At 70.3% G+C, this 22061-nt stretch carries 19 protein-coding genes; 12 read left to right on the top strand and 7 right to left on the bottom strand.

Annotated features, from left to right (window positions below; all coding sequences use genetic code 11):
• Positions 1 to 2: 2 nt before the first annotated feature.
• The 4 genes from BM349_RS01550 to allB are packed head-to-tail and all read right to left on the bottom strand — an operon-like array spanning position 3 to position 5636.
• Positions 3 to 1235: a pyridoxal-phosphate-dependent aminotransferase family protein gene (locus tag BM349_RS01550; protein ID WP_091701653.1), complete on the bottom strand. Its 1233-nt coding sequence runs from the start codon at positions 1233 to 1235 to the stop codon at positions 3 to 5.
• A gap of 58 nt (positions 1236 to 1293) precedes the next feature.
• Entirely contained in the window at positions 1294 to 2928 is a 1635-nt protein-coding gene (locus tag BM349_RS01545; RefSeq protein ID WP_091701650.1) for an AtzH-like domain-containing protein, read from the bottom strand.
• Entirely contained in the window at positions 2921 to 4201 is a 1281-nt protein-coding gene (locus BM349_RS01540; RefSeq protein ID WP_091701645.1) for an acetamidase/formamidase family protein, read from the bottom strand. The genes BM349_RS01545 and BM349_RS01540 overlap by 8 nt, the downstream gene beginning before the upstream one ends.
• A gap of 58 nt (positions 4202 to 4259) precedes the next feature.
• Positions 4260 to 5636 (bottom strand): allantoinase AllB, encoded by a 1377-nt coding sequence (gene allB / locus BM349_RS01535; protein ID WP_091701642.1) that lies wholly within the window; start codon positions 5634 to 5636, stop codon positions 4260 to 4262.
• 192 nt (positions 5637 to 5828) lie between these two features.
• Between allB and uraD the strand changes: the two genes are divergently transcribed.
• From uraD to BM349_RS01510, 5 genes are all read left to right on the top strand, one after another.
• Positions 5829 to 6329, top strand: a complete 501-nt coding sequence (gene uraD, locus BM349_RS01530; protein ID WP_091701639.1) for a 2-oxo-4-hydroxy-4-carboxy-5-ureidoimidazoline decarboxylase — start codon at positions 5829 to 5831, stop codon at positions 6327 to 6329.
• Positions 6330 to 6333: 4 nt separating this feature from the next.
• Positions 6334 to 6672, top strand: coding sequence for a hydroxyisourate hydrolase (uraH, locus tag BM349_RS01525; protein ID WP_091701635.1), 339 nt, complete (start codon positions 6334 to 6336; stop codon positions 6670 to 6672).
• Positions 6673 to 6675: 3 nt separating this feature from the next.
• Positions 6676 to 7593 carry a factor-independent urate hydroxylase gene (pucL, locus tag BM349_RS01520; RefSeq protein ID WP_091701632.1) on the top strand — a complete coding sequence of 306 codons (918 nt, stop codon included), beginning with the start codon at positions 6676 to 6678 and terminating at the stop codon, positions 7591 to 7593.
• Between the two features lie 411 nt (positions 7594 to 8004).
• On the top strand, positions 8005 to 9414 hold the full coding sequence (locus BM349_RS01515) for an amidohydrolase family protein (RefSeq protein WP_091701629.1): 1410 nt from the start codon (positions 8005 to 8007) through the stop codon (positions 9412 to 9414).
• Positions 9415 to 9714: 300 nt separating this feature from the next.
• A complete protein-coding gene (locus BM349_RS01510; RefSeq protein WP_091701626.1) occupies positions 9715 to 10878 on the top strand; it encodes a sugar phosphate isomerase/epimerase family protein in 1164 nt (387 codons plus the stop codon).
• Positions 10879 to 10931: 53 nt separating this feature from the next.
• On the opposite strand, the gene BM349_RS01505 is transcribed toward BM349_RS01510, so the two are convergent.
• Positions 10932 to 11453 carry an adenine phosphoribosyltransferase gene (locus BM349_RS01505; RefSeq protein ID WP_091701623.1) on the bottom strand — a complete coding sequence of 174 codons (522 nt, stop codon included), beginning with the start codon at positions 11451 to 11453 and terminating at the stop codon, positions 10932 to 10934.
• A gap of 75 nt (positions 11454 to 11528) precedes the next feature.
• Here BM349_RS01505 and BM349_RS01500 point away from each other — a divergent pair, with 75 nt between their 5' ends.
• The 5 genes from BM349_RS01500 to BM349_RS01480 all read left to right on the top strand — a co-directional run bounded on the left by BM349_RS01500 (position 11529) and on the right by BM349_RS01480 (position 18639).
• The gene (locus BM349_RS01500) at positions 11529 to 13217 is read left to right on the top strand and encodes a glycoside hydrolase family 13 protein (RefSeq protein WP_091701619.1); all 1689 of its coding nucleotides are present in this window, start codon (positions 11529 to 11531) and stop codon (positions 13215 to 13217) included.
• 33 nt (positions 13218 to 13250) lie between these two features.
• Positions 13251 to 14282: a LacI family DNA-binding transcriptional regulator gene (locus BM349_RS01495; protein WP_091701615.1), complete on the top strand. Its 1032-nt coding sequence runs from the start codon at positions 13251 to 13253 to the stop codon at positions 14280 to 14282.
• A gap of 65 nt (positions 14283 to 14347) precedes the next feature.
• The gene (locus BM349_RS01490; RefSeq protein WP_091701611.1) at positions 14348 to 15562 is read left to right on the top strand and encodes an amidohydrolase; all 1215 of its coding nucleotides are present in this window, start codon (positions 14348 to 14350) and stop codon (positions 15560 to 15562) included.
• Between the two features lie 64 nt (positions 15563 to 15626).
• Complete coding sequence (locus BM349_RS01485) at positions 15627 to 17744, top strand: APC family permease (protein ID WP_091701606.1); 2118 nt, start codon at positions 15627 to 15629, stop codon at positions 17742 to 17744.
• A gap of 52 nt (positions 17745 to 17796) precedes the next feature.
• Positions 17797 to 18639 (top strand): esterase/lipase family protein, encoded by an 843-nt coding sequence (locus BM349_RS01480; protein ID WP_091701602.1) that lies wholly within the window; start codon positions 17797 to 17799, stop codon positions 18637 to 18639.
• Positions 18640 to 18655: 16 nt separating this feature from the next.
• Here BM349_RS01480 and BM349_RS01475 read toward each other — a convergent pair whose 3' ends face one another.
• Both BM349_RS01475 and BM349_RS01470 read right to left on the bottom strand, forming a co-directional pair.
• Positions 18656 to 19210 (bottom strand): hypothetical protein, encoded by a 555-nt coding sequence (locus tag BM349_RS01475; RefSeq protein WP_091701599.1) that lies wholly within the window; start codon positions 19208 to 19210, stop codon positions 18656 to 18658.
• Positions 19211 to 19278: 68 nt separating this feature from the next.
• Positions 19279 to 20178: a TerC family protein gene (locus BM349_RS01470; RefSeq protein ID WP_091701596.1), complete on the bottom strand. Its 900-nt coding sequence runs from the start codon at positions 20176 to 20178 to the stop codon at positions 19279 to 19281.
• A 78-nt stretch (positions 20179 to 20256) separates the two neighbouring features.
• On the opposite strand from BM349_RS01470, the gene BM349_RS01465 reads away from it, so the two are divergent.
• Both BM349_RS01465 and sufU read left to right on the top strand, forming a co-directional pair.
• Positions 20257 to 21564 carry an aminotransferase class V-fold PLP-dependent enzyme gene (locus BM349_RS01465; RefSeq protein ID WP_254773676.1) on the top strand — a complete coding sequence of 436 codons (1308 nt, stop codon included), beginning with the start codon at positions 20257 to 20259 and terminating at the stop codon, positions 21562 to 21564.
• Positions 21561 to 22019: a Fe-S cluster assembly sulfur transfer protein SufU gene (sufU, locus tag BM349_RS01460; RefSeq protein WP_091701591.1), complete on the top strand. Its 459-nt coding sequence runs from the start codon at positions 21561 to 21563 to the stop codon at positions 22017 to 22019. The genes BM349_RS01465 and sufU overlap by 4 nt, the downstream gene beginning before the upstream one ends.
• The last annotated feature ends 42 nt before the right edge of the window (positions 22020 to 22061 follow it).

The following is a 22061-nucleotide window of genomic DNA, read 5'->3' as shown; positions in this document are numbered from 1 at the left end:
GCTCAGTCGCCGCCCGGGCCGTACACGTCCGTCGCGGCCGCCACACCGCCGCCGACGGGCACCGACGCGCCGAACCGGCGCAACACGGTCTCCAGCGCGGCCAGGGTCTGCAGCACGGCATCCTTGCGGGCGTTGTAGCCCATCGTCCCGATGCGCCAGACGCGGCCGTGCAGCGGGCCGAACGACGTGCCGATCTCGATGCCGAAATCCTGGAGGAGCGCCGTGCGTGCGGCATCCCCCGGCACTCCCTCGGGGATCTCGACGGCGACCACGTTGGACATCTTGTGGGCGACGTCTCCGAAGACGACCAGGTCCAGTCCGCGCACACCGGCGAGCATCGCCTCGCCGTGGAGGCGATGCCGCTCGATCACCGCGTCACGACCCTCGAGCAGCAGCACGCGGGCGCACTCGCGTGCCGCGTAGAGCATCGAGGTCGCCTCGGTGTGGTGGTTCAGCCTGCGCGGACCCCAGTAGTCCAGGATCATGCCGAGATCGAAGTAGTTGGAGCGGATGAAGTCCGCCGCGTCTTCGTCGCCCTCCTCGCGGATGCCGGCCTCGACCCTGCTGCGGGATCGGATCACTTCGACCGCGCGCTCGGAGAGGGTGATCGGCGCGGAGCCGGACGGTCCGCCGAGGCATTTCTGCAGCCCGGCCGTCGCGGCATCCAAGCCCCACGCATCCGCCTCGAACGCGTTGCCGCCCAGCGAAGCGGTGGCATCGCTGTAGAAGAGCACACCGTGCTTCGCACAGAGCGCACCGACCTCATCGAGCGGCTGGAGCATCGTCGTGGACGTGTCGCCCTGCACGAGGGCGAGCAGCGACGGCTCGACCCGCACGATCGCCTCTTCGATGACCGAGACGGGGAACACCTGACCCCAGGGCACCTCGATCGTGTGGACCTCCGCCATCGCGCGCTCGGCGATCTCGGCGAGCAGATGGCCGAAGCGCCCGAAGACAGGCACGAGCACGCGGTCACCGGGCCGGATGAGCGAGATCATCGCCGCCTCGATCCCGGCGCGCGAGGTTCCGTCGATCAGCAGCGTGGCATCGTTCGCGGTCGCCCAGACTCCGCGGTAGAGCTCCTGCGTCTCGGTCATCGTCGCGGTCATGAACGGGTCGTACTGGCCGACGAGCTCGGCCGACATCGCCCGCAGCACGCTCGGGTAGGCCGAGATCGGCCCTGGGCCCATGAGCAGGCGGGCAGGCGGCGAGATGGGGCCGGGCAGATCCGTCATGGGGCATCCTCACCTGGTCGGGAAGCGGGCTGTGCGCGGCTCCGCGTGGACACGGCCATCATGCGGCCACCGCGTCAGCGAGGCGACGGGCGAGGCGCACCAGCGCGACATCGGTGCCCGAGCGGGAGGTCACGCAGACGCCCACGGGGGCATCGCCGAGGTGCGAGCGCACCGTCAGCATCGGCGCCGACAGCGACGGCAGCCCCGCGATCGCGGCGGGTGTGGTCATCCGCAGCGTCGCGACCCGCACGGCGTTCACGCGCTCGCCCTCAGCGGTGCGCATGGGCGACGGGCCCGGCACGGTGGGCATCAGCATGACCGCATCCGCGACCAGGGCGTCGATGCGGTCGGCGAGGGGCGGCAATGCGAGCCGCGCAGCCTGCTCGTCCTCGGCGGTGACCTCGGACGCCGCTCGGAAGCGATCCGCGACCGCCGCGCCCAGCGCGCCGGGGTGGGCGGTGACCCACTCCCCGTTGTTGCGCCAGGCCTCGGCACCCTGGACGGTGCGGAACGGCACGAAGTACTCGTCCAGATCGCCGATAGAGACCTGCTTCACGGGTGCGGCATCCGTCGACGCCGCGAGCGTCGCCAAGAACGCGTCGAACGCGGCGCGCGTCTCGGGCTCCACGGATTCGAGCACCTCGGTCGGAACGACGAAGCGCCAGGGCAGGTCGTCGTCCGACTCGCCGAACACGTTCTCGGTCGACTCCGACCCGTCGTAGCTCAGACACCAGTCGACGACGCGCTGCAGGGTCGCGCCGTCGCGGGTCAGCCAGCCGACCGTGTCGAAGGACTGCGCCAGCGGCAGCAGCCCCTGACGGGGCACGAGTCCGTGGGTCGTGCGCAGGCCCCACAGTCCCTGGTACGACGCCGGCACGCGCACCGAGCCGGCAGTGTCGGTCGCGAGCCCGATCTCGGCCTGTCCGGTGGCGACGGCGGATGCCGGACCGCTCGAGGATCCACCGGGCAGCGCTCCGGGCAGCGCGCCGTTGGGCGGGATGCCGTAGTGCACGTTGTCACCGGCGATGCTGTACGCGAATTCGTCCGTGCGCGCGATGCCCCGCAGCGACGCCCCGGCGCGCAGCAGATCGGTGACCGCGGCGGCCGTGGTCGTCTCCGCTCTCGCGTCCGCCAGGAACGCCGGGTTGCCCGCGCCGATGCGGTAGCCCTTGATCGCGAACAGGTCCTTGACGGCCACCGAGAGTCCGGCGAGCGGCCCCTCCCAGGCTCCCTGCCAGAGCGGGTCGCCGACCGTGCGCCACACCGACCGGTCGAGCGCCTGTGCGCGCGGGCTGACGTGGGCCGCGGTGATGAGCCACGTGCCGTCGATGCGCTCCCAGACCTGGGTCTGCAGGCCCGTGCCTCCGCCGACGAAGCGCGACACCGAGACGAGCAGCGCGACATCCGGCCCGAGATCGCGGTACTCGATCCGCTCGATCGTGCGAGGCGGGACGCCGCCGCGCAGCCCGCGGAACGCGCTGATCGCGTCGTGTCCCACGAGCAGACCCGCGGCATCCCCCCGCATCGTGCCGTCCCCCGGCGCGAACGACGCGTCCAGCACGTCGAGGTCGTTCGCGAGGATCGCCTGCTCGTAGGCGGTGAACGCCTCGAGCAGGTCGGCGGGGAGGGTCGCGGCGCCGCGGATCGCGGGGTCCGGCCCCGAGTGCTCGCCCCCGACTGCGGTCTCAGGCATCCGTCGCTCCCTGCACAGACCCGTGGCCTCCCGCGGGCGACCCCGAGCCTTCAGCGGAACGCACCGAGACAGGAGGGATCTCGGCAACAGGACCAGCCGGCGCGGAATCTCCTGTGCCGGTGCGATCTCCTGTATCGGTGCGGCCGGCGGATGCCGCGGACCCGGTGACACGGATGCCGCCACGGTCCACTCCCTCGAAGTCGGACTCTCGGATGCGCGCGTGCACGCCGCACACGATGTCGACCACCTGCGAGATGTCGAAGTCGGTGGCGGCGCTGAGATACGCGTAGGCGAGGTGCTCCTGCACTCCCCAGCGGGCCTCGATGAGGTTCAGCGCCGAGCGCACGCACTTGCGCATCGCCTCGTTCAGGTCGGGATCCAGCCCGGTCGGAACCAGGTACTGGCTCGTGCGCACGATCGGCCCGGTGACCTCACCGAACTCGGCGAGCGCCTCCGCGCGCGGGATCACCTCGAAGCGCAGGGTCGCCCGGAGCGATGCCTCCAGGGCCGTCAGGGCGACCTCGCCGTCGCCCTGCGCGAAGTGCGGATCGCCGACGAACGCGAGCGCGCCGGGAACCTGGATGGGGAGGTACAGCGAGGTCCCCTCGACGAGCAGGTTGATGTCGATGTTGCCTCCGTGCGAGCCGGGCGGCACCGAGTGCGGTCGCTCGCCGCCCGACACTGCCACGCCCATCGTGCCGAGGAACGGCGAGAGCGGAAACGCGATCACGCGCGCGCCGTCATCGACGACGGGGAGCACCCCCACGAGCCGCCCCTCGCGCTCCTGCACCGGAGTGAAGACGCTCACGTGATAGTCGCCGCGGGGCAGCTCGCCGACCAGCGCCCCCTTGCCGTGGCGGTTCGAGATCACCCCGTACGGCACGCGCGGCGCGAGCTTCTCGACGGTGATGCGCAGCAGGTCGCCCGGCTCCGCGCCTTCGACGTGTATCGGGCCCGTGACGACATGCGGTCCGTCGGCGGACGGATCCCGGGAGAGGTTCGCGGCGATCGAGATCGCGTCCTCGAGCACGGCCGCGGCATCCACGCCCTGCCCGGTGAAGTAGGCGAGCGGATCCTTGCCGTGATCCTCGAGGATGCCCTCGTGGCTCACGGTGTCGATCGTGACGGACTCGCCCGAGCGGATGCTGAGGACAGCGGCATCCGCCTCGCACGGCAGCCGGCCCCAGAGCACCGTCTCGGGCGTCGAGCGCAGGTAGTGCTCTCCCGGGATCTCACCGTGCCCCGGCTGCAGGATCTCCATCACCGTGTGCATGCCCCCATCCAACTGCATCCGGGTTTCGCGCGCGTGTCCCCGTCGCACCGCCCTGCGATCACGCGGTCGTGCGGGACGAGAGCAGCCGCCCGCGGGGCTTGCAGCGGAACCGCGGTGCCTCTCCCGCGCCGCCGTCGGTGACGTTGTACGTCGACCTGCCGTGCAGCCAGGTGCGGCGGATCCTGCCGGTGAGCAAGCGGTGGTCGTACGCGGTGATCGGATTCTTGTGCAGCAGGTCGGCGGCATCGATCGGGAACGGATCGTCGACGCCGAAGACCGTCAGGTGCGCCGCCGCGCCGGGCTCGATGACGCCGGCGCCGGGGAGCCCGACCACCGATGCCGGACCGGTCGTGAACAGCGGGAGGATGCGCTCCAACGGGATGCCGCGGCCGCGCGCCTCCGTCCAGACGGCCGAGAGCCCGACCTGGAGCCCGGCGATGCCGCCCCACGCGAGCCCGAAATCGCCGCCGCCCGAGCGCTTGAGGTCGACGGTCGAGGGCGAGTGGTCGCTCACGATCGCGTCGATCGTGCCGTCGACGATCCCGTCCCAGAGCAGATCGCGATTCGCGGAATCGCGGATCGGGGGGCAGCACTTGAACTCGCTCGCGCCGTCCGGGATCTCCTCGGCGATGATCGTGAGGTAGTGGGGGCAGGTCTCGACGGAGAGCGCGACGCCCTCGGCCTTGGCCGCGCGGATGGCCGGCAGCGAGTGGGCGTCGCTCAGGTGCAGGATGTGCGCACGCGCGCCGGTGCGACGAGCTTCGTCGATCACCGAGCCGATCGCCGACGCCTCGCTCTCGGCAGGGCGGGAGGCGAGGAACGCACCGTATCGGCGGCCCAGGGCACCCCCGTCGTGCAGCAGCGCAGGGTCCTCGGCGTGCACGATGAGGCGCGAGCCGAGCGCCGCTACCTCCTCCATCGCAGCGCCCAGCCCGCTCCGATCCAGGTGGGGGAACTCGTCCACTCCGGAGGGTGACAGGAAGCACTTGAATCCGAAGACGCCGGCATCGTGCAGCGGCGCGAGCGAACCCAGGTTGTCGGGAACCGCCCCGCCCCAGAAGCCGACGTCGATGAACGCCGAGGGCGCGGCGGCGGCGCGCTTGATCTCGAGCGCCGCGGCGGTGGTGGTCGGAGGCAGCGAGTTCAGCGGCATGTCGACGATTGTGGTCACGCCTCCGGCCGCAGCGGCGAGCGTCGCCGAGCGGAAGCCCTCCCACTCGGTGCGCCCGGGCTCGTTCACATGCACGTGCGAGTCGACGAGTCCGGGCAGCAGCACCGCGTCGTCGGGGACGAGGGTCGAGCTCGCGTGTGCGACCCGATCACGGACGCCGACGACGTCGACGATGCGCCCGTCCTCGATCACGACCGACGCAGGCTGGAAGGAGCCTTCGAGGAACGCCCTTCCGGCACGGATCACGCGGCGCTTGTCCGCCATCAGCCCCCCTTCCTCGCCGGGCGCTGGACGCCCGGCCGCACTGACAGCCTGGCTCACCCGCGTCCCCGACCGCGGCGAATGCGTTACGGCACTGTAAACCTTGGCCCGACCAGGTATGCACCCCCGAAATGCCGATCGCCGGGCATGGACGGCCGTAACGACAGCGAAACGCCGGAGCGCTACCGTGGCGCCATGCTCCTGGACGAGTTCAACGTCGCGGATGCCGCCGACGCGGCATCCGTCGTCGCGGTGTGGGCGGCGATCCCGGAGTGGGTCGACGCCGTCGTCGCGGCGCGCCCCTACGACTCGGTGGACGCACTCGCGGAGCTCGCGGCCGATCGCGCCGAGGCCTGGACCGTCGCCGACCTCGACGCAGCGCTCGCGCATCATCCGCGCATCGGCCGGCGCCCCGAGGGATCGGGTGCGGAGGCAGCGGCATCCCGTCGCGAGCAGGCCGCGATGACGGATGCCGCCGCCGAGGTGACTGCGGCGATCGCGGCGGGCAACGCAGCCTACGAAGAGCGCTTCGGCCGCGTGTTCCTGATCCGCGCCGCGGGCCGCTCGCCCGAGCAGATCCTGGCGGAGCTGAATCGGCGCCTCGGCGACGACGACGAGACCGAGTCCGCCGAGGCGCTGCGCCAGCTCGCCGAGATCGCGATCTTGCGCCTGCGCGGGTCGGTCGCGCAAGGATGAGGGCATGACCAGTCACCTCACGACCCATGTGCTCGACGCCGCGACCGGCACGCCCGCGAAGAACGTGGTCGTCTCTCTCGCCCGGCACATGTCGGGGGGTGGCACGACGGGAGTCGCACAGGGCTTCACCGACGCCGACGGACGGCTCGCACTCGGCCCGGAGCACCTCGAGCCGGGCATGTACGCGCTCACCTTCGGCACCGGCGCCTGGTTCGCCGACCGGGGCATCCCGACCTTCTACCCCCTCATCACCGTCACCTTCACTGTCGAAGAATCGGACCGGCACTACCACGTGCCGCTGCTGCTGAGCCCGTTCGCCTATTCGACATACAGAGGGAGCTAGATCATGAGCGACGTGTCCGTCAGCCTCGGCGCGAACAAGTACGGCAAGGCGGAGAACCGCGTGGTGCGGATCTACCGGGACACCCCGCGCCACGAGATCGTCGACCTGAACGTGACCTCACAGCTGCGCGGGGCGGCATTGGCGGACTCGTACCTGTCCGGAGACAACGCCCTGGTCGTGGCGACCGACACGCAGAAGAACACGGCGTTCGCCTTCGCCAAGGAGCACGGCGTGCCCTCGCCGGAGGAGTACCTGCTGAAGCTCGCGGAGCACTTCGTCGGCGGATTCGACTGGATCGAAGGCGGTCTGTGGCAGGCCGAGCAGTACGAGTGGGAGCGCATCCTCGTGGACGGCCGGCCGCATGACCACTCGTTCGTGCGCAAGGGTCAGGGCACGAGGCTCGCGACGGTGCAGGTCGTCGACGGTGCCACGCACGTCACCGGCGGCGTGAAGGACCTGACGGTGCTCAAGTCGACGGGCAGCGAGTTCGCGGGCTTCCCCCGCGACAGGTACACGACCCTCGTCGAGACCCACGATCGCATCATGGCGACGTCGGTCACCGGGCGCTGGCGCTTCCTGCCCGAGGCAGTCGAGGCGGGCATCGACTACAACGGCCTGTACGCGGAGGTCTCGGCGGTGCTGCTCTCGACGTTCGCGACGGTGCACTCGCTGGCCCTGCAGCAGACGCTCTTCGCGATGGGCGCCGCGGCGATCCGGGCGCGCCCGGAGATCGCCGAGGTGCGGTTCGCGATGCCGAACAAGCACCACTTCCTCTACGACCTCGCGCCGTTGGGCATCGAGAACCCCGGCGAGGTCTTCTACGCCGCCGACCGGCCGTACGGCCTCATCGAGGGCACGATCACGCGTGACGGCGCCGCGCCGGCTCCCGACGCGTGGCTCGACCTGCCCGCGTTCGTCTGAGCCCTCCCGCGCGCCGATCGTCCCGGGTTTCGACGACGGCGGGGCCTGGGCTTGTCCGGTCGCCCAGGGTGCCCGCCGTCGTCCGGTCGGAGGGCGGTGCGCTGCCTCCGACTCCGCTCGGACGCTTGCAGTTCTCCGGATGCCCGCGCCTCGCTCCTCCGAGGGCGGCAGGGTCCGTGAGCTTTGCGGGTCCGAGAGGTCCAGTGATCGACGAGGCGGCACCGCGGGCAACGGCACCGCGCCGTCGCGTCCCGGCAGACTATGCTCGCCGGGAACGCGGTAGCCAGGTTTCGGAGCCAAGAGTTCCGCAGACTTAATGACGCTGTTACGCGGCCGCAACGCCGGACTCGAAGACTCGACACCGGACCGCGGCCGTTGCGGATGCCGCTGGGCCGAGCACGAGGAGTCACGGTGACGATCTATCGAGGTCATCTGCTCCACATCAGCGGCAGCCCGTCCCTCGAGGAGTCGACCTCGGCGCTGGTCTCCGAGCCGGACGGCGCGCTCGCCGTCGATGCCACCGGGCGGATCGCCTACTCCGGTGCGTGGAGCGGGCTCCCGGCAGCCCTCACGGACGACGCGGTCGTCGCGACCGCCGGGTACCTGCTGCCCGGTTTCGTCGACACCCATGTGCACTACCCGCAGACCCTGACCACCGATGAGTTCGGCGGCGGTGAGCTGCTCGAGTGGCTCGAGCGGTGCGTGTTCCCCGCGGAGACGCGCCTGAGCGATCCCGCGTTCGCCGACCTCGTGGCGGCGGAATTCGTGCGACGGCGGATCTCGGCAGGCACCACCGCGGCCCTCGTGTTCGGCTCTGCGTTCCCCGAGGCGCAGGACGCCCTCTACGCGCGCACGCTCGAGGCCGGCCTGCGCATCGTGAGCGGGCGCGGCATCCAGACCGTCGGTCCCGCGAGCGCGTCCGCACTGCTCACGACCGAGGACGCGTCGATCGCCCTCACCCGCGACGAGATCGACCGCTGGCATGGTCAGGATGCCGGCGGCCGGGCACCGGACCCGCGCACGGCGCTCGCGCAGGTGGCGGTCGTGCCCCGGTTCAGCCTCTCGGTGACGCCGGAGACGCTCCGGCGGCTGGGCGACCTGTACGCCGGCACGCGCGCTGACGGCGTGTACTTCCACTCGCACCTCAACGAGAACGACCGTCCCGGCGACGGCGAGATCGCCGCGGTCCGCGAGTCCTACGGGGTCGACACGTACCTCGACACGTACGACGGCCGATGCCTGCCCGGATCGCGGACCAGCGGTGAGAGCCTGCTCGGCCGGCGCAGCATCCTGGCTCACGCGGTGCACTGCACGGACGGCGAACTGCATCGCCTCGCCGCGACCGGCTCGTCGATCGCCCACTGCCCGACCTCGCAGCTGTTCCTCGGCAGCGGCACGATGCCGTGGCGGCGCACCGTCGCGTCCGGCACGACGATCGCGATGGGCACCGACATCGGCGCCGGTGACGAGTGGCTCATCCCGCGCGTGCTGAACGACTGCTTCAAGGTGCACATGAGCGAACTCGGCGACCGGTCCGTGGCGATCGACCCCGCGCAGCTGCTCTTCCTCGGGACGCTGGCCGGAGCGCGCGCGCTCGATCAGGAGCAGCGGTTCGGCAACCTCGACGCGGGCAAGGACGCGGATTTCGTGATCCTGGACCCGGGCGCGCAGCCAGGATTCGAGCTCTCGCTCCAGACCGCCTCCGAGGGTGGCGCCCGGTCGGTCCTGTTCACGCTTCTGATGGGCATGCGCGAGGCATCGGTCGCCGGAGTCTTCGTCCGAGGCCGCCGAGCGAACCCGCCGGACTCGGCTTCGGCATAGCGGTCGCGCGCGTTTCGCGACCCCTTCGTCGATAGGGATCGGCGCTCTCGGGCCGACTTTCGACAGGTGGGAGCGCTCACACATCTTCTGCCGACAGAAGTCCAAAAGATGCACATTCCACGCTCTACATATGGTTGACGTACGTCCTGATGCGGGCGTACGTTGCGAGTAGTCGCAGTCGGTCCCCCAGTTTCGGTTTCCCCCAGTTCCCCGGCGATTTCCGCCTCCCCGCAACTGGTGATTCCGTGCTGCGATCCGGGCATCGCTGCCCGATTCATCCACCTTGTGCAAGGGAGCAAAATGGACGATCTGACTGAGCAGGCAAACGAAGACGCGCGCGTCCTCGGACGCAGCCTCGGCCTCTCGCGGCGCCAGCTGCTGGCGGCCACGACCGGCATCGCGGCAGCGGCTGCGATGGGGATGGGCACCGCCCACGCCCACGCGGCGCCACCGACCAACCCCGGCGGTGGGAACGGCGGCGGGAACGGCGTCCTCGTTCCCCCCGGCAAGCGCGGCATCATCCTCTACACGGTGCGCGATGCGATCGGCCGCAATCCGCTGACCACCGATCCGGCGCTTCCGTCCGGATTCAAGGCCGTGCTCGCGCAGCTCGCCGCGATCGGCTACAAGCAGGTCGAGTTCGCCGGATTCAGCCAGAACGCCAACGCTGAGGGCGGCAACGTCAACACGGTGGAGGGTGCGCAGCTGCTGCGCACGTGGCTGGACGCGTTCGGCCTCGAGGCCGAAGGCAACCACGGCAGCATCCCGAACAGCATCACGGATGCATCGCTCGCCCAGTTCGACGCCGCGTGCGAGGTCGCCAACATCCTCGGATTCGGGCACATCGGAACGGGCAACGACCCGACGAGCAGCAACTACCTGTCCGACTGGCAGGCGGCCGCCGAGCGCTGGAACATCCTCGGCGCCCGGGCAGCCACGCATGGCCTGAAGCTGTATACGCACAACCACGATGCGGCCTACAACTTCCTGCTGGACAGTGGCCCCGTCGACCTCCAGGGCCGCCCGACGCGCTCGAGCGGCATCCGCAAGCTGGAGTGGTTCCTGGCGAACACCGATCCGAACTCGGTCTACCTCGAGATGGACGTCTACTGGGCGCATGTGGCCCAGTACCGGTTCCCGACGTACACGGCAACCGACGGATCGGTCGTCTCGAGGCCGTTCGACCCGGCCGGGCTGGTCGCCCTGCAGACCCAGCGGTTCCCGCTCTTCCACGCGAAGGACGGCGCATCGGTCCCGGGCTCCCAGGCGGGTTACACGATCGTTCCGTTCGGACAGGGGAACATCGATTACACGACGTTCTTCCAGCGGATCGGCGCCAAGGGCATGCACAACTCGATGTACGAGCAGGACAACGCGGCATCCGTTCCGGCGCCGGCGTCTGCCGCACTGTCGATGCAGAACGCCGCGACGTCGTATCAGGGTCTGGCCGCACTGCGCGGCTGACGCCCCCCTCGGCCGGGTCGCGTCCTCTGGGGCGCGGCCCGGCCGAGGGCGTGTCAGGCGCGGAAGACCGTGTGCACGTCGCCCGTCAGCGCGCGCCCGCCGAGCCCTTCGATCTCCATGAGGACTGCGGTCCCGACGACGTCCTGGCCGAGTTCGGCGAACAGTGCGTGCGCGGCCACGAGCGTCCCGCCGGTGGCGAGCACGTCGTCCACGAGGAGCACGCGGGTGCCCGGCGCGAGGTCGTCGTGCACCTCGATCACGGCTTCCGCGTACTCCAGGGTGTAGGAGACGGATGCCGCCGGCCGCGGCAGCTTGCCCGCCTTGCGCACCGGCACCAGGCCGACGGCGGCCGCGATCGCCACTGCGCCCGCGAGCAGGAAACCGCGGGCCTCGACGCCCGCCACGACGTCGAACGTGCCGTCGAAGGGAGCGATGAGGGCGTCGATCGTGGTGCGCAGGGCAGCCGCATCCGCGAGCAGCGGCGTGATGTCGCGGAAGAGGATGCCGGGTTCGGGGTAGTCGGGGATCGCGCGGATCAGCGACTCCGCGTGGGCGAGGGCGTCGGCGGAGGGCACGCGCCCACCCTATCCGCGCCGCGCGGACGAGCCCCCGCGACCGGGGGGTGCAAGCGCTTGCACTATTCTGGTGGGATGACCTCGCCCGATCTCGCCGAGCGCCCCGGCGCCCTCGACTCCCGCCCCGGAGCCGAATGGTGGCGCACCGCCGTCATCTACCAGATCTACCCGCGCTCCTTCGCAGACAGCTCGGGTGACGGCATCGGCGACCTTCCTGGTGTGACCGCGCACATCGACGACCTGGTCGAGCTCGGTGTCGATGCGCTGTGGCTGAGCCCGTTCCAGCGCTCCCCGCAGAAGGACGCCGGCTACGACGTCGCCGACTACTGCGATGTCGACCCGCTGTTCGGCACCCTCCGCGACTTCGACACGATGCTGGACGCCACCCACGCCCGCGGCATCCGGATCATCGTCGATCTCGTACCCAACCACTCCTCCGATCAGCACGTCTGGTTCCAGGCGGCGCTGGCCGCCGGCCCGGGCAGCCCCGAGCGCGCCAGGTACCTGTTCCGCGAAGGCAAGGGCACGCACGGCCAGCTGCCCCCCAACAACTGGGAGTCGGTCTTCGGCGGCCCCGCCTGGACCCGTGTGGTGGAGGCCGACGGCACGCCCGGCCAGTGGTACCTGCATCTGTTCGACTCGACGCAGCCCGACTTCGACTGGTCGAACGAAGAGGTTCGCGAGGAGTTCCGCCGCATCCTGCGGTTCTGGCTCGACCGGGGCGTCGACGGCTTCCGGGTCGATGTCGCGCACGGCCTGATCAAGGCGGCGGGGCTCCCCGATTACACGCCGCCCGCCGAAGCGGACTCCATGGGCGGCGAAGAGCCGGACGTGCCGTACTGGGGTCAGCCCGGTGTGCACGAGGTCTATCGCGACTGGCACCGCATCCTGGACGAGTACACCGGCGACCGCGCGCTGTGCGCCGAGGCTTGGCGCCCGACGGCCGACGACACCGCGCTGTGGGTGCGGCCGGATGAGATGCACCAGGCCTTCAACTTCCCCTACCTGCAGACGGAGTGGGATGCCGCGGAACTGCGCACGGTGATCTCAGAGTCGCTGCGCGCATTCCCGGCCGTCGGCGCACCGAGCACGTGGGTCCTGTCCAATCACGACGTCGTGCGCCACGCGTCGCGGCTCGCCCTCACGGCCGTGAACCCCCAGGGCCACGGCATCGGCCCGCTGTCGGTCGGCAAGCCGATCGCCGACGTGGGCCTGCGCCGCGCCCGCGCGGCATCCACCGTCATGCTCGCGCTGCCCGGCTCGGCGTACATCTACCAGGGCGAGGAGCTCGGACTGCCCGAGGTCGTCGATCTGCCGGATGACGCACGGCAGGATCCGACCTGGTTCCGCACCGCCGGCGAGCGCTACGGTCGCGACGGCTGCCGCGTCCCGATTCCGTGGTCGTCGTCGGCCCCGGCGTACGGGTTCAGCCCGACCGGGATCTCGTGGCTGCCCCAGCCCGCCACCTGGGCCGCGCTGGCCCGGGACGCTCAGATCGACGATCCGGGCTCCACGCTGTCGCTGTACCGCGCGCTTCTGGCGGCACGACGCGAGCGCGAGCTCGGCGGCGGCAGCCTCACCTGGCTGGAGGGCTACCCCGACCGAGTGCTGGCATTCCAGAACGGGAATGTGACGGTGATCGCGAACATCGGATCCGCGCCGTTCGCGGTGCCGCACGGTAACGTGATCGCGACGAGCGGGCCGATCCACGACGGAATGCTGCCGGTCGACACCGCGATCTGGCTCGAGGTCGACGAGGCCTGACCGGTTCGAGATCGCACCGGGGAGGGGGACGACGTGGTCAGCATCGATGAAGTCGCGCGTCACGCGGGCGTCTCGACCGCGACGGTCTCCCGTGCGCTGAGCGGCCGTGGCCACGTTTCGGACTCCACCCGGGCCAGGGTCGAGTCCGCGGCGAAATCACTCGGCTACGTCGTGTCGTCGTCGGCATCCAGCCTGGCATCCGGACGCACCCGCAACATCGGCGTGCTCGTGCCCTTCCTCGATCGCTGGTTCTTCAGCACCGTGCTCAGCGGCACGGCCTCCGCGCTCATGCGCCGCGGCTACGACATCACGCTGTACAACCTGACGGCCGATCGCGAGCAGCGGCGCAGCGTGTTCGAGACGTTCCTGCGTCGGCAGCGCGTGGACGGGGTCATCGCGATCTCGATCGAGCTCGGCGACGAGGAGACGGAGCGCCTGCGCGAGCTCGACCTGCCGGTGATCGCGATCGGCGGCCCGAACCCGCGTCTGTCGACCCTGACGGTCGACGATGTCGCGGTCGCGCGCCTCGCGACCGAGCACCTGGTCACGCTCGGCCACCACGACATCGCGCACATCGGCGCCAGCCCCGAGTTCGACATCGACTTCCACATCCCCACGCATCGCAGGCAGGGCTTCGAGCAGGCGCTCGCGGATGCCGGCATCCCAGCCCGTCCGTCGCTCTACGAACCCGCCGACTTCACGATCGAGGGCGGCTTCCGCGCGGCCAAGCAGCTCCTCGGCCGCCCCGGCGAGCGGCCGACGGCGATCTTCGCGGCATCCGATGAGATGGCGATCGGCGCGCTCCTTGCCGCGCGCGAACTCGGCTACCGGGTGCCCGAAGACCTCTCGGTCGTCGGGATCGACGGCCACGAGCTCGGCGAGTTCTTCCGGCTGACCACGGTCGACCAGTTCCCCCTCGGTCAGGGGGAGCGCGCCGCCGACGCGATCCTCGACGAGCTCGAGGCGAAGGATGCGGGAACCCCGAACGGCCTGCCGGGCGAGGAGCCCCGGCGCCTGCCGTTCGAGCTCATCGTCCGAGGCACCACGGCCCGCCTCGACCACTGACTCACTCGCTCCTCGAGCGGGGAGCGCGGCGACGAGATGAAACGCGCCCGGATAGGCTCGGGCCCATGACCATCGACCTCGAAGCCCTCTACATCGACCTGCACCGGCACCCGGAACTCTCGTTCCAGGAGACCCGTACGGGGGGCGTCGTCGCCGCACGTCTGGGCGAGCTGGGGATCGAATACGAAGAGGGCATCGGCAAGACCGGCGTCGTCGGCGTCATCGCGAACGGCGAGGGTCCGGTCGTCTGGCTGCGCGCCGACATGGACGCGCTCCCCGTCAAGGAGCTCACCGGACTCGAGTACGCCAGCACGGCGCGCGGCACCGACCCCGCGGGCAACGATGTCCCGGTCATGCACGCGTGCGGCCACGACCTGCACGTCACGTGCCTCCTCGGCGCGCTCGAGCGCCTGGTCGCCACGAAGGACGAGTGGGCAGGCACGATTGTCGCCGTCTTCCAGCCCGCGGAGGAGTACGGAGCCGGATCGCAGGCGATGATCGCCGACGGCGTGCTGGAGCGCTATCCCCGGCCGGACATCGTGCTCGGGCAGCACGTCACACCGCTCCCCGCGGGAACCATCGGCGTGCGCTCCGGCACGCAGATGGCGGCATCCGACGGCCTCACGGTGACCCTGCTGGGGCGCGGCGGTCATGGCTCGCGCCCGCACTCCACGATCGACCCGGTCGTCATGGCGGCAGCGACGGTGATGCGCCTGCAGACGATCGTCTCGCGCGAGGTCGACCCGCGCGATGTCGCCGTGGTCACGGTCGGCTCGATCCACGCCGGGCTGAAGAACAACATCATCCCCGCCGAGGCGAAGCTCGAGCTGAGCCTGCGATACCCCGATGAGGATGCCCGGGCTCGGGTGCTCGCCAAGGTGGAGCGCGTCGTCCGCGCCGAGGCGCAGGCGTCCGGAGCAGAGGAGGAGCCGGTCATCGAGATCGACCACACGCTGCCTCCCACGATCAACGACGTGCACGCCACGGCTCAGCTGACCCTGGCGTTCGATCGCGCGTTCGGCGACGGCACCGTGGTCGACCCCGGGATGTTCACCGGCAGCGAGGACGTGTCCTGGTTCGCGCGCGAGGCGGGCGCCCCGCTCGTGTTCTGGTTCTGGGGCGGCATCGACCAGCAGAAGTACGCGGATGCGAAGGCCGGCGACACGATCGATCGGGACATCCCGACCAATCACTCTCCGTATTTCGCTCCGGTGATCCAGCCCACGCTCGACCGCGGGGTCGACGCGCTCGTCGTGGCGGCGCGCGAGTTCCTCGGCTGAGCTCGGGAGGCACCCGGGCGAGCCGCGTTGCGCCGGCCCCTGGACAGGCGTAGTCTCGCCCGCCGTGAGCAACGACAGTCGCGAGCCGGGCGCGGATTCGCCGATCGCCAAGCGCCTCCTGATCGGCGATCCGCTCACGTCGGAGAAGCTCGACGATCAGCTGCTCCCGAAGAAGATGGCGCTGCCCATCTTCGCGTCGGACGCGCTGAGCTCGGTCGCGTACGCTCCGCAGGAGCTGCTGATGATCCTGCTGACCGGCGGACTGGCGTTCCTGGCGTTCAGCCCGTGGGTGGCCGCGGCGGTCGTCGTGCTGCTGATCGTCGTGGTCGTCAGCTACCGCCAGCTCATCAAGGCATATCCGTCGGGCGGCGGCGACTACGAGGTCGCGTCGAAGAACCTCGGCGAGGTGCCCGGCGTGGTCGTCGCGTCAGCGCTGCTCGTGGACTACGTCCTGACCGTCGCCGTGTCGGTCGCCTCGGGTGTCGACAACATCATCTCCGCGATCCCGGAACTCGACATCGGCCGGGTCGAGCTCGCGGTGGGCTTCGTCATCGTGATCGTGATCGTGAACCTCCGCGGCGTGCGCGAAGCGTCACTCCTGTTCGCGGTGCCCACCTATGTCTTCATCGGCTCCGTCGTCGTGATGATCGTGGTCGGACTGGCTCGCACCGCGCTGGGAAACCCGCCGATCGCCTCGAGCGCACAGTACGCGGTGCAGGCGGAGAGCCTCACGCAGGCTGCGGTCATCCTCCTCGTCCTGCGCGCATTCTCCAGCGGCTGCTCGGCGCTCACCGGGGTCGAAGCCGTCTCGAACGGCGTGCCCGCGTTCCGCAAGCCGAAGATCCGCAACGCGCAGATGACCCTCACGCTCATGGGCGGCATCGCGATCGTGCTGTTCGCGGGACTGACGATCCTGGCGCTCGTCTCGGGAGTGCATTACGCCGAGAACCCGTGCCACCTGATCGGCTTCGACTGCGACAACCCGCAGCCGAGCCTGATGGCGCAGGTCGCCGCAGCCACGTTCGGCATGGGATCGATCCCGTTCTACGTGGTCCAGGCCGCGACGGCGTGCGTGCTCCTGCTCGCAGCGAACACCGCGTTCAACGGCTTCCCGCTGCTGGGCTCGGTGCTCGCCCGCGACGGGTACGCGCCGAAGGCGCTGAACACCCGCGGCGACCGACTCGTCTACTCGAACGGCATGATCATCCTCGGGATCGTGGCGATCGGCGTGCTCGTGGTCTATCAGGCGAACCTCACCACCCTGATCCAGCTCTACATCATCGGCGTCTTCGTCTCGTTCTCCCTCGGCCAGATCGGCATGGTGCGCCACTGGCGCCGCTCGCTGCGCAACCTGCGTGCGCTGCCGAAGGACGCCGCGGCCCAGCAGTCCGCCGCATCCGAGAGACGATCGGCGCGCACCGGCCTGATCATCAACTCCCTCGGCGCGGCCATGACCGTCTTCGTGCTCGTGATCGTCACGATCACGAAGTTCACCCACGGTGCGTGGCTCGTGTTCATCGCGATCCCGATCCTGGCGACGCTCATGATCGGCGTGAACCGGTACTACCGAGATGTCGAGCACGAGATCGAGCCCGACGACCAGACGCATTTCGGCGCCGAAGGCGACGTCGCGATCGTCCTGGTCGGACGCCTCCAGAAGCCGGTCATCAAGGCCCTCGACTACGCGCTCGCGGCCAAGCACGACCAGACCTTCGCCGTGCACATCGCGGTGAACGCCGAGGAGTCCGAGCTGCTCCAGAGGCAGTGGGCCGAGCACAAGATCCCGATGCAGCTGATCATCGTCGAGTCCCCCTATCGGACCTTCGCGAGTCCGCTCGCGCAGTTCATCAAGGAGTGGCGTCAGAAGCACGGGTCATCCGTCGTGACCGTCTACCTGCCGCAGTACATCGTCGGGCACTGGTGGGAGTCGATCCTGCACAACCGGCGCGCCCGGCGCATCGCGAACCAGCTGATGCTCATCCACGGTGTGTCGATCACCCTCGTGCCGTGGCTGCTGGATTCCTCCGAGCTGATCTACGGCCGCCGCTCGCGGCCGCTGCCGGGGCAGGAGCGTGCGGGGCTCCCCGCCGCTCAGCCCGCACACCACCATCGGGCCACGCGTCCGGCGGGACCACCCGACCAGGCCCGCGCGAGTCCGCCGGCCGAGAGGCCCCACTCCTGAGCGGCCGCGACCCGGTCCGCGGGCCGCGCGGGCGACTCGTAGACTGCGGCTCATGACGACGGGTGCGACGGAGCCGAAACGGCCCAACGTGCTCGCACGCGGCTGGCTGTGGGCACTCGACTACGCGTACGCCGCACGCCGCCAGTTCGCGATCGTGACCGCCCCGTGGACGCTGGGCCGACCGCGTCCGGCGCCGCGCGCGTGGCGCTCCGGATCGGCCGAGCTCGCCGAGATCGTCCTGCTGCCCGGGGTGTACGAGCACTGGACGTTCCTGCGTCCGCTCGGCAACGCCCTGAACGCCGCCGGGCACCGCGTGAACGTCGTGCACGGACTCGGGATGAATCGGCGCGGCATCGCGGAGACCGCCGATCGACTCGGCCGCGCGCTTGCGGGCAAGCCCCCTTCCGGAGCGGGCCGCGTGCTCGTGGCGCACAGCAAGGGCGGGCTGATCGGCAAGCACCTGCTCGTCTCATCGGGCGCCGCCGCGGCCGCCGCGATCGAAGCCGCGGCCGGAGGCGATCCGGCGGATGCGGCGGCGGGCGCGACCGCCCCCGATGACAGCGGCCCGACGCGCGGCACCCCGCTCGGCGTGCTCGGGCTCGTGGCCGTCTGCACGCCGTTCCACGGCTCGCCCCTGGCCGGGCTGTTCTTCGTTCCCAGCATCCGCGCGTTCCTCCCCGAGGACGAGACGATCGTGATGCTCGGTCGCGACGAATCGGTCAACGGCCGCATCGTGTCGGTGTTCGGGCGGTTCGATCCGCACATCCCGGACGGCAGCGCCCTCGACGGCGCGACGAACGTGCTCGTTCCCGCATCGGGGCACTTCCGCGTGCTCGGCTCCCCGCAGACGCATTCTGCGGTGCTCGACGGGGTGCGGATGCTGTCGGCGGACTGACCGCCGGCACCCCTGATCAGGCGCTCAGCGCACTCGCGCCCGCCACGAGCGCAATCGCTCCCAGGAGCAGGAAGATCGGGGCGGCGAGGATGCCGGACCAGAAGCTCGGGGCGGCGATGCGCTGCGGGAGGAAGGCTGCGGCGACGCCCACGGCAGTGATGAGGATCGCCGCGATCATGATGATCGACTGCCCGAACACGAACGCGAGCGGCACGAAGTGCAGGCCGACGATCGTGAGGACCAGAGGGGCGATCAGCGCGCCGCGCCCGGTGCGCGCGAAGAAGACCGACAGCACCACGATCGCGATGACCTCGAGCCAGAAGACCACGACGTACACCACGAAGGCGGTGCTGCCGGGGTCGAGTGCGGTCGGGGTGCTCCAGTGCTGGACGGCCAGGGGGATGCCCCATGCCATCAGGGCGAGGCCGACCAGCTGCAGCAGGACCAGGATGATCCGCCACAGCGCGCCCTTCGGCGGTCTCTCGTGCGCCCAGCCGGCCCAGACGAAGGCCGCGGCGCCGAAGATGACACCGGTCATCACGAGATCCCGGGCGTATGCGAGGTCGAGCATGGGGGGAGCCTCCTGATCCAACGCTAGCGGCGCCGCTGCGCCGATGCACCCGGCGGTCGGCGTCGCGCTCAGCCGAGGCCGGTGCGCTCCTCGTCAGCCGCTCCGGCGCCGGAGACAGGCTTGCGGGAGAGGCCGACGGAACCGGCATCCGGAGCCGTCGAGAGCGCCGCGGCGACTGCCACCGACTCGTCGATGTCCGGATACGTCGGCCGCAGCTGCACGGCGTGCTGACGCTTCTGCTCGCGCTTCGCCTTGCGCGCGGAGTAGGTGAGGTTCAGCGCCTCGACCAGGATCGCGAACGCCATCGGCGCGTAGATGAGGGCCTTGTCGATGTGCACACCGAAGCCCTCGGCCACGAGGAAGACGCCGATCAGCAGGAGGAACGACAGCGCCAGCATCTTCACCGTGGGGTGCTTGTTCACGAACGTGAAGATGAAGCGCGAGGCGAAGAGCATGATGCCGAACGAGAGCACGACGACCGTGATGATCACGATCAGGTTCTCGGTCATGCCGACCGCCGTGATGACCGAGTCGAGCGAGAACACGATGTCCAGCAGGAGGATCTGCGCGATCACGGACGCGAACGTCACCTGAGCGACCTTCCTGCCGCCGCCGTGCTCCTCCTCCGCGCCCTCGAGCTTGTGATGGATCTCGGTGACGGCCTTGTAGACGAGGAAGATCCCGCCCGCGATGAGGATGAAGTCCTTCCACGAGAAGCCGATGCCGAACCAGACGACGATGTCCTCCTTCAGCGTGATGATCCAGCCTGCGAAGAAGACCAGGAGCACGCGGATGAGCATCGCGAGGGTGAGTCCGAGGTTGCGGGCCCGCGCCTGCTGCTCCTTGGGGAGCTTGCTCGCGAGGATCGAGATGAAGATGACGTTGTCGACGCCCAGCACGATCTCCAGGACGAACAGCGTGATGAAGACGGCGATCAGATCGGGGGTGAAGGCGAAGGAGAAGTCCACTCGGCCATCGTAGGTGGGCCGCGCGCGCGTGAACGAGGCTCCGACCCCGTGCCCAGGCGGGCGGCGTAGCCTTGAAGGGTGATCCCCTCGACCGATGCACGGCCTGTCGCGCTGCATGCGTTCGATCCGAGCGCGCTGCGCGGCGACTTCTCGATCCTCGATCGACTGGTGAACGGGCACCCGCTCGTGTACCTCGACTCGGCCGCGACGAGCCAGAAGCCGCGGGCTGTGATCGACGCCGAGGTCGCCTTCCTCACGAATGAGAACGCGGCGGTCCACCGCGGCGCCCACACCCTCGCCGCTGAGGCCACGGAGCTGTTCGAGGATGCCCGTGCCACGGTCGCCGGGTTCGTCGGAGCGGAGCCCGAGCAGCTGGTCTGGACGAGTGGTGCGACTGCGGGGCTGAACCTCGTCGCCTACGCGATCGGCAACGCGACGCTCGGCCGCGGAGCGCCGGCCAGTGCGCGGTTCGCGCTCGCACCAGGCGACGAGATCGTCGTGACCGAGATCGAGCACCATGCGAACCTCGTGCCCTGGCAGGAGCTCGCCGCTCGTACGGGGGCCGTCCTGCGATTCATCCCTGTGCACGAAGACGGCACGCTGGGCCTGGAGGCCGCGGCATCCGTCATCGGCGAGCGGACCCGCGTCGTCGCCTTCACCCACGTCTCGAACGTGCTCGGCATCGTCAATCCGGTCGCCGCGCTCGTGGCGCTGGCGCGCGAAGCGGGTGCGCTGACCGTGCTGGACGCCTGCCAGTCCGCGCCCCACCTGCCGCTCGATCTGCCGGCGCTCGGTGTGGACCTTGCGGTGTTCTCGGGACACAAGATGCTCGGCCCCTACGGCATCGGCGCCCTCTACGGCCGCTCGGACGTGCTCGCGGCGCTGCCGCCCTTCCTCACCGGCGGCTCGATGATCACGAAGGTCACGCTGGAGCGCACCGAGTACCTGCCGCCTCCGCAGCGGTTCGAGGCAGGCACCCAGCCCGTCTCCCAGACGATCGCGCTCGCGGCGGCCGTGCGCTACCTCGACACCGTCGGGATGGATGCCGTCCACGCGCACGAGCAGACCCTCGAGCGACGCCTTCGCGACGGCCTGCGCCGGATCGACGGTGTCCGCCTGCTCGGCGATGCTCCCGCGGGGGTCGAGCGGGTCGGGCTCGCGGCGTTCGACGTCGCGGGGGTGCACGCTCACGACGTCGGGCAGTTCCTCGACTCCCGCGGCATCGCGGTCCGCGTCGGGCACCACTGCGCCGCTCCGCTGCACACGCGCTTCGGGCTCACGGCATCCGTCCGGGCCTCGACCGCGCTCTACAACACCGTCGACGAGGTCGACGTGTTCCTCGACGCCCTCGACCAGGTGCGTCCGTTCTTCGGAGCCGGCGCGTGAGTGGACTCGAGTCGCTGTACCAGGAGCTGATCCTCGAGCACTCCAAGCGCCCGCACGGGAAGGGCCTCGCGCCGGACTCCACGAGCGGCGCGGCGACATCGCATCAGCGCAACCCGATCTGCGGCGACGAGATCACCCTCCAGGTGCGGATGAACCCGGACGACACCGTTCGGGATGTCACGTGGGACGGCGCGGGCTGCTCGATCTCGCAGGCATCAGCTTCAATGCTCGCCGTGCTGGTCGACGACCGCGAGGACGGGATGCCGCGGGCCGAGGCGACAGCGCTGATCGACGGCTTCCGCACCGCGCTGCGCTCGCGCGGGACGATCCCGATCGACGAGGAGACGTATGGGGATGCCGAGGCCCTCAGCGGCGTCTCGAAGTACACGGCGCGCGTGAAGTGCGCGATGCTCGCGTGGGTCGCATTCGAGGACGCCCTGGCCCGCTCCTCCTGACCCCGCCACCCGCCGCCCTCATCCGCGAGATTGCATCCGCGC

This window comes from Microbacterium sp. cf046, from assembly GCF_900114345.1.
In the GTDB taxonomy this organism is placed as follows: domain Bacteria; phylum Actinomycetota; class Actinomycetes; order Actinomycetales; family Microbacteriaceae; genus Microbacterium.
Note: the sequence above shows the minus strand (reverse complement) of the source record. Positions and strands in the feature narration are given on the sequence as shown.

Bases quoted from the DNA above. Each gene is read 5' to 3' on its own strand.
- BM349_RS01550 (WP_091701653.1), bottom strand. From the start codon at position 1,235: ATGACGGATCTGCCCGGCCCCATCTCGCCGCCTGCCCGCCTGCTCATG.
- BM349_RS01545 (WP_091701650.1), bottom strand. From the start codon at position 2,928: ATGCCTGAGACCGCAGTCGGGGGCGAGCACTCGGGGCCGGACCCCGCG.
- BM349_RS01540 (WP_091701645.1), bottom strand. From the start codon at position 4,201: ATGCACACGGTGATGGAGATCCTGCAGCCGGGGCACGGTGAGATCCCG.
- allB (WP_091701642.1), bottom strand. From the start codon at position 5,636: ATGGCGGACAAGCGCCGCGTGATCCGTGCCGGAAGGGCGTTCCTCGAA.
- uraD (WP_091701639.1), top strand. From the start codon at position 5,829: ATGCTCCTGGACGAGTTCAACGTCGCGGATGCCGCCGACGCGGCATCC.
- uraH (WP_091701635.1), top strand. From the start codon at position 6,334: ATGACCAGTCACCTCACGACCCATGTGCTCGACGCCGCGACCGGCACG.
- pucL (WP_091701632.1), top strand. From the start codon at position 6,676: ATGAGCGACGTGTCCGTCAGCCTCGGCGCGAACAAGTACGGCAAGGCG.
- BM349_RS01510 (WP_091701626.1), top strand. From the start codon at position 9,715: ATGGACGATCTGACTGAGCAGGCAAACGAAGACGCGCGCGTCCTCGGA.
- BM349_RS01500 (WP_091701619.1), top strand. From the start codon at position 11,529: ATGACCTCGCCCGATCTCGCCGAGCGCCCCGGCGCCCTCGACTCCCGC.
- BM349_RS01490 (WP_091701611.1), top strand. From the start codon at position 14,348: ATGACCATCGACCTCGAAGCCCTCTACATCGACCTGCACCGGCACCCG.
- BM349_RS01480 (WP_091701602.1), top strand. From the start codon at position 17,797: ATGACGACGGGTGCGACGGAGCCGAAACGGCCCAACGTGCTCGCACGC.
- BM349_RS01475 (WP_091701599.1), bottom strand. From the start codon at position 19,210: ATGCTCGACCTCGCATACGCCCGGGATCTCGTGATGACCGGTGTCATC.